This is a genomic window from Acinetobacter uliginosus (assembly GCF_044130295.1).
In the GTDB taxonomy this organism is placed as follows: Bacteria; Pseudomonadota; Gammaproteobacteria; order Pseudomonadales; family Moraxellaceae; genus Acinetobacter.
The window spans coordinates 23,803-38,585 of the sequence record NZ_JBIQOC010000007.1; the positions used below are offsets into that span (position 1 = coordinate 23,803).

Annotated in this window: 16 protein-coding genes; 12 read left to right on the plus strand and 4 right to left on the minus strand. The window is 40.1% G+C overall.

Annotated elements, in window-relative coordinates; all coding sequences use genetic code 11:
• Positions 1 to 86 precede the first annotated feature (86 nt).
• Positions 87 to 368, minus strand: a complete 282-nt coding sequence (rpoZ, locus tag ACE01T_RS02825; protein ID WP_004896248.1) for a DNA-directed RNA polymerase subunit omega — start codon at positions 366 to 368, stop codon at positions 87 to 89.
• A gap of 76 nt (positions 369 to 444) precedes the next feature.
• The gene (gmk, locus tag ACE01T_RS02830) at positions 445 to 1,068 is read right to left on the minus strand and encodes a guanylate kinase (protein WP_092820179.1); all 624 of its coding nucleotides are present in this window, start codon (positions 1,066 to 1,068) and stop codon (positions 445 to 447) included.
• Positions 1,069 to 1,203: 135 nt separating this feature from the next.
• On the opposite strand from gmk, the gene ispH reads away from it, so the two are divergent.
• The 12 genes from ispH to rplS all read left to right on the plus strand — a co-directional run bounded on the left by ispH (position 1,204) and on the right by rplS (position 12,509).
• Positions 1,204 to 2,154 (plus strand): 4-hydroxy-3-methylbut-2-enyl diphosphate reductase, encoded by a 951-nt coding sequence (gene ispH / locus ACE01T_RS02835; RefSeq protein ID WP_395518682.1) that lies wholly within the window; start codon positions 1,204 to 1,206, stop codon positions 2,152 to 2,154.
• A gap of 163 nt (positions 2,155 to 2,317) precedes the next feature.
• Complete coding sequence (locus ACE01T_RS02840) at positions 2,318 to 2,812, plus strand: GspH/FimT family pseudopilin (protein ID WP_395518683.1); 495 nt, start codon at positions 2,318 to 2,320, stop codon at positions 2,810 to 2,812.
• Positions 2,803 to 3,318: a type IV pilus modification protein PilV gene (gene pilV, locus ACE01T_RS02845; protein ID WP_395518684.1), complete on the plus strand. Its 516-nt coding sequence runs from the start codon at positions 2,803 to 2,805 to the stop codon at positions 3,316 to 3,318. The genes ACE01T_RS02840 and pilV overlap by 10 nt, the downstream gene beginning before the upstream one ends.
• On the plus strand, positions 3,318 to 4,307 hold the full coding sequence (locus ACE01T_RS02850; RefSeq protein WP_395518685.1) for a PilW family protein: 990 nt from the start codon (positions 3,318 to 3,320) through the stop codon (positions 4,305 to 4,307). The genes pilV and ACE01T_RS02850 overlap by 1 nt, the downstream gene beginning before the upstream one ends.
• On the plus strand, positions 4,304 to 5,113 hold the full coding sequence (locus ACE01T_RS02855) for a hypothetical protein (protein WP_395518686.1): 810 nt from the start codon (positions 4,304 to 4,306) through the stop codon (positions 5,111 to 5,113). Before ACE01T_RS02850 ends, ACE01T_RS02855 begins: the two co-directional genes overlap by 4 nt.
• 26 nt (positions 5,114 to 5,139) lie before the next feature.
• Positions 5,140 to 9,270, plus strand: coding sequence for a pilus assembly protein (locus tag ACE01T_RS02860; protein ID WP_395518687.1), 4,131 nt, complete (start codon positions 5,140 to 5,142; stop codon positions 9,268 to 9,270).
• 11 nt (positions 9,271 to 9,281) lie between these two features.
• Entirely contained in the window at positions 9,282 to 9,785 is a 504-nt protein-coding gene (locus ACE01T_RS02865; RefSeq protein ID WP_395518688.1) for a type IV pilin protein, read from the plus strand.
• 2 nt (positions 9,786 to 9,787) lie between these two features.
• On the plus strand, positions 9,788 to 10,255 hold the full coding sequence (locus tag ACE01T_RS02870) for a type IV pilin protein (RefSeq protein ID WP_291354984.1): 468 nt from the start codon (positions 9,788 to 9,790) through the stop codon (positions 10,253 to 10,255).
• Positions 10,256 to 10,393: 138 nt separating this feature from the next.
• On the plus strand, positions 10,394 to 10,651 hold the full coding sequence (gene rpsP / locus ACE01T_RS02875; protein WP_092820170.1) for a 30S ribosomal protein S16: 258 nt from the start codon (positions 10,394 to 10,396) through the stop codon (positions 10,649 to 10,651).
• 30 nt (positions 10,652 to 10,681) lie between these two features.
• The gene (gene rimM / locus ACE01T_RS02880) at positions 10,682 to 11,230 is read left to right on the plus strand and encodes a ribosome maturation factor RimM (RefSeq protein ID WP_092820169.1); all 549 of its coding nucleotides are present in this window, start codon (positions 10,682 to 10,684) and stop codon (positions 11,228 to 11,230) included.
• Between the two features lie 28 nt (positions 11,231 to 11,258).
• Positions 11,259 to 11,999, plus strand: coding sequence for a tRNA (guanosine(37)-N1)-methyltransferase TrmD (trmD, locus tag ACE01T_RS02885; protein ID WP_395518689.1), 741 nt, complete (start codon positions 11,259 to 11,261; stop codon positions 11,997 to 11,999).
• 135 nt (positions 12,000 to 12,134) lie between these two features.
• Positions 12,135 to 12,509, plus strand: a complete 375-nt coding sequence (gene rplS, locus ACE01T_RS02890) for a 50S ribosomal protein L19 (RefSeq protein WP_086197174.1) — start codon at positions 12,135 to 12,137, stop codon at positions 12,507 to 12,509.
• A gap of 67 nt (positions 12,510 to 12,576) precedes the next feature.
• Here rplS and ACE01T_RS02895 read toward each other — a convergent pair whose 3' ends face one another.
• Positions 12,577 to 13,542: a lipase family alpha/beta hydrolase gene (locus ACE01T_RS02895; protein ID WP_395518690.1), complete on the minus strand. Its 966-nt coding sequence runs from the start codon at positions 13,540 to 13,542 to the stop codon at positions 12,577 to 12,579.
• A gap of 185 nt (positions 13,543 to 13,727) precedes the next feature.
• On the minus strand, positions 13,728 to 14,711 hold the full coding sequence (locus tag ACE01T_RS02900) for an esterase/lipase family protein (RefSeq protein ID WP_395518691.1): 984 nt from the start codon (positions 14,709 to 14,711) through the stop codon (positions 13,728 to 13,730).
• Positions 14,712 to 14,783 lie beyond the last annotated feature (72 nt).

A 14,783-nucleotide genomic window follows, 5' to 3' on the forward strand; every position in this document is an offset into this window, starting at 1 on the left:
TATGTTATAACGGTTATTCATCAAATATTAAAGTTGTGCAATAAAAAAAGCCTAGTTAAAACTAGGCTTTTTTAAGATATTTTTTCTTATTGGAAAGAAAAGCCATCTAAATTCAAATTGTTTGCAGAAAGTGCAAGGTCAAGGCTAGAAGTTTGATAGTCTTGATCACGTTGTTTCAAAATATCTTTAGATACATGACCTACCGCAATTTCACGTAAAGCAACTACGGTCGGTTTATCGTTATCCCATTCTACAGTTGGTTCAATGCCTTGACGTGCCAATTGACGCGCGCGTTTGCTTGCCACTAGTACAAGCTCAAAGCGGTTGTCTACATGGTCTAAACAATCTTCAACGGTTACGCGTGCCATAAGAATTCTCGTTTGAATATTAAATTTGAACAGACTGGGCAGTATAAAATGCTTTGCCTGCAGACTCAAGTTTTAATCACGGTTCAACAGGAGTAATTAATTTTTCAATCAATTCCTGATGACGGGCTGCTTGTTGTGCAATCACTAAACGATTGGCAATAATCACACATTCCAGATCATGCAGTGCCTTATTAAAGTCATCATTAATAATGACATAGTCAAAGTTTGTATACTGCTGCATATCTTCAACTGCACAGCCCAGGCGGCGCTCAATCACTTCAACAGAGTCTGTGCCACGGTTGGATAGGCGCTGGCGCAAATCGAACTGGCTTGGCGGTAAAATAAAAATTTGTTTGGATTCGGGAAAAAGTTTGCGGACTTGATCTGCACCTTGCCAGTCAATTTCAAGTAAAACATCATGCCCTTTGGCAAGCTGCTGTTTTACAGTCGCTTGAGCCGTACCGTAATAATTGCCAAACACTTCTGCATATTCAATAAAACCGCCTTGCTCAACCAAGGCAAGAAAATCTTCTTTTTTTGAAAAATGATAATGTACACCGTCAAGCTCACCGGGACGTTGGTCACGAGTAGTATGAGAGACAGAAACGTGCAGATTGGTCACACGGTCGAGAAGGGCTTTAACGAGGGATGTTTTGCCTGTTCCGGATGCAGCAGAAACGACAAACAAGAGACCCGACATGATATTTTTCCTGATATGATAAAATATCTTCTCTATTTTAGAGTAGACGACCCGCAAACAAAATAGCCAAGCGTCTTTTTGTTGGCATTTATTTCAAATTATTCCGCTCAACTTCGGGTGAACATTGAGGATCTTATGGAAATTGTATTGGCCAATCCACGTGGTTTTTGTGCAGGTGTCGACCGAGCAATTGCGATCGTCAATCGGGCACTAGAATGCTTTAATCCGCCTATTTATGTGCGTCATGAAGTGGTGCATAACAAGTTCGTGGTGGATGATTTACGTCAGCGTGGTGCAATTTTTGTTGATGAACTGGATGAAGTTCCTGATGACAATATCGTGATCTTTAGTGCACATGGTGTGTCGAAAGCGGTACAAGTTGAGGCGGAGCGTCGTGGTTTAAAAGTCTTTGATGCCACCTGTCCGCTGGTCACCAAGGTGCATATAGAAGTGACCAAATATGCGCGTGAGGGGACGGAAGCTATTTTAATTGGTCATGAAGGTCACCCCGAAGTGGAAGGCACCATGGGGCAATATGACAAGAAAAATGGTGGTGAAATCTATTTGGTTGAAGATGAGCAGGATGTAGCAGCTTTAAAAATACATCATCCTGAAAAAGTGGCTTTTGTAACTCAGACCACATTGTCAATTGATGATACAGCCAAAGTGATTGATGCTTTACGTACAAAATTCCCTCATATTCAGGGACCGCGTAAGGATGATATCTGTTATGCCACGCAAAACCGTCAAGATGCAGTACGTGATTTGGCAACGCAATGTGATGTGGTTTTAGTCGTCGGATCTCCTAATTCATCAAATTCAAACCGTTTGCGCGAGCTGGCGGAACGTATGGGGAAACATGCTTATTTGGTGGATAATGCCGATCAGCTTGATCAGGCCTGGTTTGATGAAAGTACCAAAATTGGGGTAACTGCTGGTGCATCGGCACCCGAGATTTTAATTAAACAAGTGATTCAGCGTTTACAGGACTGGGGCGCCAAAGTACCAGAAGAACTTGCAGGGCGTGAAGAGAACATTACCTTTAGTTTGCCGAAAGAGTTACGTATTCCTGTAACTCAAGCCTAAAGTGCGAAATAGATAACAATCTATTTCTCTTTTAAAAAAAAGCAGATGACTGGCATGTAACAGTCATCTGCTTTTTTATGCCTTTTATCCTTTTGTGTGTTTAATTTGTAATTAAGTTCGATATTATTTTAAATAGGGTAAAGTTTTGTTGCCTGGGGGGAGTATGCAAAGAAAAGAACAGGGATTCACCTTGATTGAGTTGATGGTAACGATCGCGGTATTAGCCATTATTGCGACGATGGCTGCTCCTTCTTTTAATAATTTATTGATTAAGCAGAATCTTAAAACAACAGCTTACAACATGAGAGATACATTAAAAGAAGCTAGAAGCCGAGCAATATTGAATCGTAATGAAACTGTAGTTTGTACTTCAATAAATAAATCGTCTGTTACTGTGACGGAAGCGGAATGTGGTGCGGTATTAACAAACTATTCAACAAGCATGACAACTTCCCTAAAAAAAGATAGCGTTCTTATTGTAAATGTTGAGAAAAAAATAAATTTAAAAAACACTTCAGATGATAGTTTTGTTTTTTCAGCTCGGGGAAATTTAAGTGCTTCCAAAACAATTACTTTTTGTTCTTCCGTAGGGTCTTATATTTTAGTGGTAGGTATCCCGGGAACTGTAGATATTTCACAAGGAGCTGCATGCCAATGATAAATATTTCCCGTCAAAAGGGTGTGGGGCTTATGGAGGTTCTGGTTGCTATGCTCATTTTGGCAATTGCAATTTTAGGTTATGCAGCTTTACAAGTTAAAGCAACTGCTGCAACTGAAGAGTCTATGAAAAGATCGGATGCGCTCATTTTATTGAATGGTCTCGCAGAGAAAATAAGATTAAATCCAACTGGAGATTATAAGGCAGCTATTCCTTCAACTTTGCCTGATTGTAGTAGTGGTTGTAATGCAAATAACCAAGCTTTATATGATTTAAAACAATATAGCGAGGTAGCCAAAACCAAGGGAATTACTGTAGGGATAATTAATTGTTTAAATACCTCGACGAGTCAACAAAGATTATGTTTGATAGCAGCATGGAATGAGACTGACGCCATTACAAATGCTAAAGCAAGCTCTGAAGCTGAAGAACCTGAAAATGCCTGTATTAAAACTGATGGAAAATATGTAAGTGACTCGAACTGTTTAGTGTTGGAGGCATATTAATGAAAATTATCAATCAATCTGGCTTTACACTTATAGAGTTAATGATTGCTCTCACTCTAGGTTTGATTCTGGTTGCTGTAGCTATTCAGTTACTTATTAGTGGTCAGGTTAATTATCGTATTCAAACCTCTGCTTCTTCTTTACAAGACAGTGGTATTTTTGGTGTGAACTACGTGACCAAAAATATTAGATTAGCAAATCATGGTAACGCTGGAGCAATGAATGATGAATCTTTATATGGTGGGATAGTTTTAAGTAACCAAACTAGTGGTTCTTCTACTCCTCTTGCAGATGGTAATTTAAAAGGTCTGAAAATAGGTTCAGCATTATTGTCTAGTAATAACTTGGTATCTGAAAATGCGCATGATGACAGTGCATTTAGTGCTTATACAAAAAGTGATCAATTAGTGATTATGTATCAAGCTCCAATGAATACCTTTACATGTGATGGGAAGAAAGTAAAGGGGCCAGAGAGAACCAGTACAACCTACACTAAAGGTTGGTATGTAATTGAAAGATATTATATTAATAAAACATCAGGCAAAGATGAAGTAAATTTAAACTGTTCGTCAGCTATGTTTGTTGCTACGGGTGAAACTGTTCCTCAAACGTATGAGTCAACGACGATTTCAGCTGTAAATACTCTTACTTCAAACTATGCAACAAATGCTGGTGAAATGATTGCTAAAAATGTGGAATACATGCGGGTGCAGTTAATTATTCGTAATGGGGATGGTTCAACTCGTACTTTAGGGATTAATGAATACAATGCTATCCCAATTTCATCAACAGTTACACATCGCCCCGCCATTATCGGTGTGAATTTGGGATGGTTGGTACGATCTACTGAAAAAGTGGGTATGGCAGAGAAAACGAACTTTACCGTTTTGGATCAAGCAATAACAACACCAAGTGATGGTTATATGCGGCATGTGTATACCACAACAATTGCGCTACGTAATGGCGGATTAGGAGATATTATTCAATGATAAATCGTTCTAGTTACCAAACTGGTGCAACACTTATTACGGTATTGATATTATTGATACTTATAACAATTATCGGCTTATACGCGATACGAAACAGTATTTTTAATTTAAAAATCGCCACCAATGCTCAAGTACAAACATTGTTAATGCAAACTTCTGATGTAGCCCTAGATCATTTAGAAAAAAACTTTAATACCAATGAAGCAACCAATTTGGCAGGTACGCCTGTTGGTCAAGTTTTGTTAGATGGTAATCAAGGTAAGGAATTACAATTCTGTTTTAAACCTACAGAAATAGAAAATAGCTCTGCAAAAAATAATATTTTCTTTAATTTGGGCGACTTTCGAATTATTGAACGTTTATCTATTTCAAGTGCGACAGGGGTTAGTGCTGCACTTTCTGGAGATATTAGTGCCGTGTGTAATCCCGCCACAATGTTTTCGATTAGCCGTAAAGCTATTGTGACTCAAATTGCAGTAGTAAATCCTGATGATCCGGCCGTGGAAATGCGTAAATTTGAATTAACCAACAAAAATACGGACTTAAAGGCAGATGTGGATACTAAACGTGTTCGTGTTGTTGCAACTTCTTTTGCACCCGCTATGGCACCATCGGTCACTCTTGCAGATATGAATACCTGCTTGGGTGAACGGGTAATGGATGAGCTGCTATTGAAGAATAGAGATGAAAGCAGTTCAGGCCAAGTAAAAGTTGAAACTTTACATGAATGTCTAAATAAGCTTGGTGTGCCTTTAAACACTCAAGTTGCAGAATATGTTGTGCGTTTAACAGAAACGAAAAGTTAAGCACTGGAAGGTTGGGAGAAAAAAAGATGAAATTAAAACCTCTTGTAATTATGATGGCATTGATTCCAGTGATGGTATTGCCGACTAGTACTGCGGTTTTGGCGAGTGATTTGAGTTTATATAAAGGGAATACTACAGGAACGGCTTCGATTTTAATGATGTTAGATACATCAGGAAGTATGGGGATTAGTTCTTTAGTCTTACCTAAAAATAATCAATATGGTAGTCCGGGAGATGTGGATAATCCATTATGTGATCGGGTTGATGTTAAAGAATATAAAAATGACTATAAAGATTCAACAGCTGTAAATTTTAAGGAATGGGCATATAACTTAAAAGATACACGTACAACAAGTCCCACATATAATAAAACATCCATTTATAAAAGTGTGACAATAGGTGATACGGTTATTCCTTATTATGTACGTGGTTGTACTGCGGGTGGAATTACTCAATATGACCGTCTATCACGACTTAAGGATGCGATTTTACCTTTACTAGCAGGCACTCAGCTGAGTGATAGTGTAGTGATGGGGTTGGGGCAATTTTCAGCTAGAACGGAGCTTACGATTGGTAATGTGCCGACAAAACTAGTAGATGGTCATTCAGGTCGAATTCTTGTGCCGAATGGAGCGTTAACATCACAACAACGTATTAAAATTGCGCAAGCACTAGCAGCAATCAAATCTGTTGATACTACAACTGATGAAGATGGTACAAAAAATGATAATTTAAAAATTTCCAGTCAAACCTATCCAAATATTATTAAGGCAGCCAGTGGTACACCAACTGCTCATGCATATGCAGAAGCAGCTGCTTATATGATGGGGACTGGAACAGGCGGTACAGCGACCTCATCGACAAAGATGGGGTATATTTATGATGGTTATATGCTTAAGCAAAAAGGCACAGAACAAGTTTATTTACTCTGCGCTACATTAGGTGGGGGTACCACTTCAGCTTTAGGTGCAATAGTTAAACAATGTCCTAGTGACTGGCCAGAATGGGATGATGCAAAAAAGACGGTAACGGGAACAAGCATATATAAACCTTACGATGGGTCATGTACTCAAGCAGCTTCTCCTAATACTGGTTGGTGTTCTGTTTCCTATTCTGATTTCAAGACTGCGGTAGGTGGAGGGATGTCTAGTTTATGGGATGCTTACAAAAAACTTCCCGTTGGTTGGAGGTTTGATGGTTGGGTTAGAGTTCCTAGTGAGCCACTTGATATTGAGCCCGTAGTTGGAACAGTATGGGGTTATCCTGATAGTATTAATGGTCTAGTATCCTACCGTACCAGTCCTTTTTCTCTAGATGGAACTAGCGATAATACAGTTGGAGGCTTTGCATATTCCGCTTCCGATAGTAAAAAAACTGATGGCACTAATACTTATATTAAAGCAGCTTCAAGTAGTGAATGTAATGGTAATGGGATTTACTTTCTAACTGACGGTGCGCCAAATTCGACAAAAGATGTAATGGCACGCACCATAATGAATAAATCTTTGAATGACAATGCTACTTATACATTCACAGCAAAACCATCAGGTACGGGTATTTTGGTCTCACCTACTTTAAAATCTGATTTGTTTGCTGGTGAAACGGGGGGGTGGGAGTATATAGGTGAATATGCTAAAAAACTTCGTGATAAAACTAAAAATCCAGGTGGGGTATCAATTAAAACTGCGGTTGTAGGCTTTGGTGCATCTTTTGAGGGGTTAACGCGAAAATCAGATGGTACTTATGATTGCAACACTGTTACTGCGACTCAAGATGCTAAAAATGCATGTAAATGGGGATCAAAAGGAGCTGGTTTTGGGGAAGGGGGATTCTACCAAGCTACTAATTCAGATGATATTGCTAACAGTATTATTAAGTTCGTTGAAGATATCAAAGTATCATTTACTCCCTCTAGTTTAGGATCCATTTCTGTTCCACGTGATCCTTTAGATCAAACTAAATATATGACTCAAGGCTTTTTCCCTATGGTTATGCCAATGGAAGATACCAGTTTACGTACTTGGGCAGGTAATTTAAAGAAATATAATATTGTCGGTGGAACGTTAAAGGACAGTAGTGGCAATGCTATTTATAAGCTTGAAAATAACCAGCAAGTAATTAATTCAAGTGCAAAAGACTTATGGTCTAGTGCGGCAACAGGTACTGACCATTCATTAATTAATAGTGGTGGTGCATGGAATAAAATACCTGTGCCTTCTACAGCACAAGAAGCAGTAGATGCAATTAGTAATATTAATAGTGAACGTAAAGTCTATATTTTAGATGGAAGTTCCCTGAAGAGGGTGACTCCGCAAAATCTTGCAACTAATTTTACCGGGACCGGTGCATTAACAGGCACATATAATATTAATCAGCGTTTGGCTTTATTAAATTATTTAGGTTATCCAACTACTTTTCCTGCCGCTGCAACCCAAACTACACTTACCAATAGTGAAATTACAGCACTTGCAGTTAATCCAGCGAGTCCATATCGATTCTTGGGTGGAGTTGTACATTCAACACCATTAATGGTAACCAAACAATCGACTATTTCAACAAATAATGCGGTTGGGACGCGTGAAGAATATACAGTTTATGGTTCTATGGATGGTGGTTTACATATTGTAAATTCGTTAACAGGTAAAGAACAATCTGTATTTGTTCCTGAACAAATTTTAAGTAATCAATATGATACATTAGCTAGCAAAGATTCAAAAGGTATAGGTACTTTGACAGGTATTGCTTATGGTGTAGATGCACCTTGGACAGCAGATAATACCTTTAAAGTGCAGACAACGACCTCTAGTGGAACTTCAACCACAAAGTATGTAGCCAATAGAATCAATATTTATGGTGGTTTGCGTATGGGGGGTAAAGGGCTTTATGGTTTAGATATTCTTAATCCTGCTTCACCGAATCTTCTATTTCATATTAAACCTACAGCCACAAACGAATTCCAGCGTATGGCACAAATTTGGAGTAAGCCTACTATTGCTGAAATACGTGTGAAAGGTGAGCGTAAAAAAGTACTCATTTTTGGTGGTGGTTATGATGCTGATGTCTATGAAAAACCAGCTGCTACTTTTACAGAGCCATCTTCAACTTATGGAAATGCATTATATGTAGTAGATGCTGCAACCGGTGCTTTAATTTGGATGAGTAGTTCGGATACTTCAGGTATAGCTGATACTTATAAGAAAACAACTCAATCAGATTTAAAATATAGTGTTGTGGGACAACCTGTAGTTCGTGATTATGATGCAGATGGTCTTGCAGATATGATTTATTTTGCGGACTTGGGTGGGCAAATTTTCCGTGTTGATTTAAATAATAATACCCAAATGTCCAAGACGACAGACACCAACATTGCAGTTCGGGTACAAACACTTGCTCAATTAAGAACAACTGATACTACTCCATTTGTACCACGTTTTTATGATCGTCTATCTACAGCTGTATTTGATGATGGTCAAAACCGTTTCGTACTAGTTACGGCTGGGTCAGGAAATCGTAGCTTTCCACTTGAAGAGGAAAGAGGCGGGAAAAATAAAATTTATGGTTTAATTGATAGAGATGCGGCAGCAATTAATCTGGAAAAATCTACTTTTACACCTGCTAACGTCATTACACCTTCTTCACTCTCAAATACTGGTATTTTGGGTAAAACAGCTACTAAGCAAATTGCAGATACCGAAATTGCCAAAATAAAATTAACGACTGGGGCTAATATGCTGCGTGGATGGAGCTTTGAATTACGTTCAGTAGATTCAGGGAACTATGCTCGAGCATTTGAGGAATCTCAGTTAATCACTGGTGATTTATATGTCAGTCTTTATGATCCTAAAGCTACATTATCTGGAACAGTAAGTAATTGTGGTGGTGGAGTAACTGGAATTTCTACAACACATCGTATTTGTATGCCTTATGGTGACTGTGCTGCATATGTGAAAACCAGTTACCAAGGAATTAATGGTCCAGCTTTCGGTGTGGTATCTAGTTCTGATCCTCGTACGACTTCTTTAGTCGCTCCAATAGCAGAAACAAGAGAAGCATGTGTAGGAAATTGCCCGACTGCAAATACAAGCTTAACTGATAAAAATCTTTCTACATATAGTCAAGTACGAAAAATTAAACCTGTACGTTGGTTTGAGTGGTGAGGATAAACTATATGGCAGGACATCAAAATATAAGAGCAGGCTTTACTTTAATTGAATTGATGGTTGTAGTGGTGATTGTTGCAATTTTTGCAGCAATCGCTATTCCAAGTTATGAAGTTTATGTTGCTCGAGCACATAAATCAAAAGCACAATCAGAAATGCTTAAGATTGCTGAGCGTTTAGAAAATTATAAAGGGAAGCAATTAAGTTATGCGGGTTATATTCCGGAACATCAGACCTCAACAAAAGGGGAGATCAATATTCCTTATGATTCTGCAAGTAACTATGACTATCGAATCAAAATTGTTGATATTAATGATTCCACAAAAGCTTTAGAAGACTCAACAATTGGGCAAGGTTGGAAAATGATTGCGTCTCCCAATCAATTAAAAGGGAATGCACTTAGAGCCTCTGAATATTTATTATTGGATTCTAGGGGGGGGAAGTGTATGACTAAAGATTCATTAACTATTTCTAGCACAAGTTGTGGTGACAATAGCAAGGAGTGGAAATAATAATGAAAAATTTTAAAGGTTTTACTCTCATCGAACTTATGATTGTTATTGCTGTGTTAGCTATTTTAGCTGCAATTGCATATCCATCTTATCAAGGCTATGTAAAAAGGAAAAATCGTACTGAAACCCAAAGTACGATGATGGAAATTGCCCAAAAATTGCAGTCATATAAATTAGCGAATGGAGATTATGGGAAAAGTAATACCAATTCGGGTTATGCAACAAATCCACTTACCAATCCAAATGTTTATGGAAAAACAGTGTCACCGCGAAGTGGAGCAGCCATTTATAATTTGACCATAACAAATACGCCAAATTCATCTTGGACATTAACAGCCACACCGATTTCAACAAGTATTCAGAAAGATGATGGTGCATTAACTCTTACCAATGCTGGTACTCAATGTTGGTATAAAGGTAAAGACATCCCATCTACAACGGATATTTGTTTAGCTTGGTCTGAGAAATAAATTCAAACTGTGGATAACCTGAAATTTGATCTTTCTTTCAACGCAAATATAACGTAAAATATTGCCCTCTATGAAAGGGGTTTGAAATGTATCGATGGTCGGTACAGGGATAATCCGTAAAAACTATAAGGTTGTATCATGGTAGTTATTCGTCTTGCACGCGGTGGTGCTAAAAAACGTCCGTTCTATCAAATCATTGTAACTGATAGCCGCAATGCGCGTGACGGTCGTTTCATCGAACGTATCGGTTTCTTCAACCCTACAGCTCAAGGTAAAGCAGAAAAACTTCGTTTAGATGCTGACCGTTTTGCTCACTGGGTAGCACAAGGTGCTCAACCTTCTGAACGTGTTGCTTCTTTAGCTGCTCAAGCTAAGAAAGCTGCAGCTGCTGCATAATTTTTATATAAATTAGGTAGTAGTTTGCCCATGACACCAACACAGAATGTTCCCGAAGATCGTATTCAGATTGGACAGTTACGTTCAGCTTATGGATTAAATGGGTGGCTCTGGGTCTATTCCAATACAGAACCTATGAGCAACATCTTTGACTATCTGCCTTGGTACATTGAGACCAAAGCAGGTTGGCAAACAGTAGATGTAAAACGTTGGAAACCGCATGGTAAAGGCCTGGTTGTTTCGCTAAAAGGTGTGAGTGATCGTACTGCAGCGGATGAACTGGTTGGCGCCAATGTCTGGATTTCAAAAGCGCAGCTTCCGAAAGCAGGTGTGGACGAGTATTACTGGTCAGATTTAAAAGGCTTAACTGTGTTAGGTCTGAATGAAGAAGACCAGGAAGTCAATCTCGGTAAAATCCATGAACTGTTTGAGACCGGTGCCAATGATGTGATGGTGGTTCACGCAACACCAGATAGCGTTGATGCTGAAGAGCGTATGATTCCATGGCATAAAGATGTGGTACAACGCGTTGATATTGAAGCTGGTCGTATTTACGTCAATTGGGGCGTAGACTACTAACAATTTTTCGGAAATACGGGAGTCTGCGATGTTTTTTGCAGTCATTACGCTTTTTCCTGAAATGTTTGAAGCGATTACAGCCTACGGTATTAGCGGGCGTGCGGCGAAACGTGAAATAGTACAAGTCACTTGTATTAATCCACGCGATTATGCTGAGGGCAACTACAAAAGAGTGGATGAACGTCCATTTGGTGGTGGTCCGGGTATGGTGATGATGGCAGAACCTCTGTCAAAAGCAATCAACCATGCCAAAGAGCTTGCGCAAGAAGCAGGAGCGGTGAACGTGCTTGTGGTGTATATGTCACCCCAAGGTAAAACCTTAAACGAAGCTGCGGTACAAGATTTCGTTCAATATGACGGGTTGATTGTATTGTGTGGACGTTATGAAGGGGTCGATGAACGTTTGATCCAGCATTATGTTGATCAGGAATGGTCAATTGGAGATTACGTCTTGTCGGGTGGTGAACTGCCTGCGATGGTTTTATTGGACAGTATTATCCGGAGACTTCCGGGTGCCATGTCAGATGAACAATCTCACGTGCAAGACTCATTTGTGGATGGTCTTTTAGACTGCCCACAATATACCAAGCCAGACCATTTTGAAGGTTTGGAGGTGCCTGAAGTACTTAAATCCGGGCATCATGCCAATATTGAAAAATGGCGGTTTTTGCAGCGCTATCAACGCACCTTGGAACGCAGGCCAGAGCTTGTGGAAAAAGTTGAGCTGACCAGCCAGCAAAAAAAATGGCTACGAGATTTGAATACTTAATTGTATTCGTTAATAGGCTTTTTATGCATTGAAGCGGTCAAGCATAAAAAGAAATATAATCGGGTATATGCGCTTTAGCCTCTATATCCAGTGGAATTCAGACCCTTCTGAGCCACACATTATTGGAGATACCCCATGAGCGGTAAGCATCCTTTAGTACAAGCTGTTGAAAATGCTCAGCTTAAACAAGACATCCCAGCTTTTGCACCAGGTGACACAGTAGTTGTCCAAGTAAAAGTAAAAGAAGGCGACCGTGAACGTCTACAAGCGTTCGAAGGCGTTGTTATTGCTAAGAAAAACCGTGGCTTGAACTCTGCGTTCACAGTACGTAAAATTTCTAGCGGTGTTGGTGTTGAGCGTGTATTCCAAACTCACTCACCAATCGTTGCTGGTATCGAAGTGAAACGTCGTGGTGACGTTCGTCGTGCTAAGCTTTACTACCTACGCGAATTGTCTGGTAAAGCTGCACGTATTCGTGAAAAATTGCCAGCTCGTAAAACTAAAGCTTAATTTTAAGTTTTATACGAGTAAAAAAATGCGCCTGTTGGCGCATTTTTTATGTCTGAAATTTGTGTGGTTACAAGCCTTGCAGTTTTAAACGGTTGGCATGCTGGCGGTAGACATCTACCGGATCCGGTGCAAATAAAGATTTCAAACCAAGGACCTGATTGACTTCATCTAAATGGTTCCAGTTATAGTTATCGCGGATGGTTTTACCAAACTTGGCACTGCAACGCGACACCAGACCATCATTTTCTTTGCCGCCATCAATCAGCAAACTGGTGACTTTTAAAGCACCATCAGGGTCCAGCAAATTGGTCACTGTCCCGACACCGGTAAAGGAATAGTTATAAATGCCCTGGTCGAATAGCTTGCCTTCGCCACAAGCTGTGCTTGGCATGCCGATAGGGAACTTGGCATTAAACTGTGCAGAGCCTGCAAGGGTTAAGCTTGTTCCGCCTGCAAGTGAATCATGCGGGAAGCTTTGCGGGTCAAGCCCTTGTGCCCAGGTAATCGCTTTGGAAACAAAATTGATGACCCCTACCAGTGGGCCTTCGATCGCTGTGCCTTCAGCAGATAAAATCAGGTCTGCCACAGGCGAGCCTTTATGTGGCGCACCTACACCTGTCATGGAGGCAACGTTTTCTGGCAATGCTGCGCCCACATAGCGAATAGTTGGACCACCATGCGAGTGACCAATCAGATTGACTTTTTCTGCCCCGGTTAATGCCATAATCTCTTCGACTTGCTGTACCAGTTGCTCGCCACGAATTTCAGATGAATTAAATGGCGATACGCGGGTGGCCCAGACATTGGCACCGTTTCGTGCCAAGTCGGGCAAAATCTGATACCAGTAATCAAGACCAAACTGGTCTGTACCTACGGTAATGAAGCCTGCCATACCATGACTAAAGACAATCGGGTATTTGGTTTTTGCATAGGTTGAGACCGCGTTCGCTGTCACCTGTGAGGTGTTGGATGCCTGAGCCGTACCCAATAGCGTGCTGGTGACTAGACCGGCGAGCAATAATCCATATTTCATAAAAAATCCTCATTTTTTATATTTTCTTGATGCTTTTATTTTTAGACAATTTAGATTGTCATATTAATTATTGAATAAGGCAGAATGAAATAACGATAAGTTATCGATCAGTGAAATATATAGATGTAACAAAATATTTTTAAACAAGGGGCACATCAGGGAAAATATCCCGGATGTGCTGGTTATTATAAACCTTGTAACTTTAAACGGTTGGCATGTTGTCTGAACAGGGTAACTGGATCAGGGGCGAACATTCCTTTTAAACCAAACATCATATTCGCCAGATCAGTATGATTGAGATTGTAATTATCACGAATGACCAGACCAATATGTGAACTACAGCGAGCGACCATACCATCATTGTCTTTGTTGCCATAAGACAGCGGACCAAGCTGCATCAAGATGCTATCAATGTCCAGCAGGTTGGTGGTTTGTGCAGTTCCACCCCAAGAATAGTAATAAATGCCTTTATCTACTTTGGCACCGCTCTTGTTACAGTCAGAAGCTAAAGCAGAGGTTGGGAAACGTTTATTAAAGTTTGCCGATTCCACTTCAGTCAGAGACTTCATTGAAGCATCAAAGCTTACCGGAATGTCCGGATTGGCTTGAGCCCAGGTCATCAGTGGACCAATGATGTATTGTCCCAGAATATTGAAGGCAGTGCGGCTAATGCTATTGCTCTGAATATCATCGGCGACTTTAGAACCGCGATAGGTTCCGCCCACGCCCGTGACTGATGCCACATATTGCGGTTCTACGGCTGCGACATACTGTACGGTTGGGCCGCCATGACTGTGACCAATCAGGTTCACTTTATCCTTTCCCGTAATTGCGAGCACTTCTTCGACTTGAGCAATCAGCTGTTCACCACGGAACTCGGTGGTATTGGCCGGGGAGAGCTGTGCGGCAAAAACAGTCGAACCATTGCGCGCCATATCAGGCAAAATTTGATACCAGTAATCAATATTGAAACTGTCATCGCCGATGCGTGACCAGCCCAACCAGCCATGGGTCATGACAATGGGATACCGGGTCTTGGCATAGTCGGATTTGACCGTTTCTTGAATCTGCAAAATTCCTTTTGCTGCCTGTGTTTCCGCTGTAAGACCGCAAGTGAGGGTCATCATTACAGCAAGCGTTAGCGCTTTTTTACTTTTTAAAGTTTTCATCAACTTTTCCTTTTAATACTTTTGTTTTTATTCATATCAGTACATCCATAAGTTGATCCATCTCATCTCCTT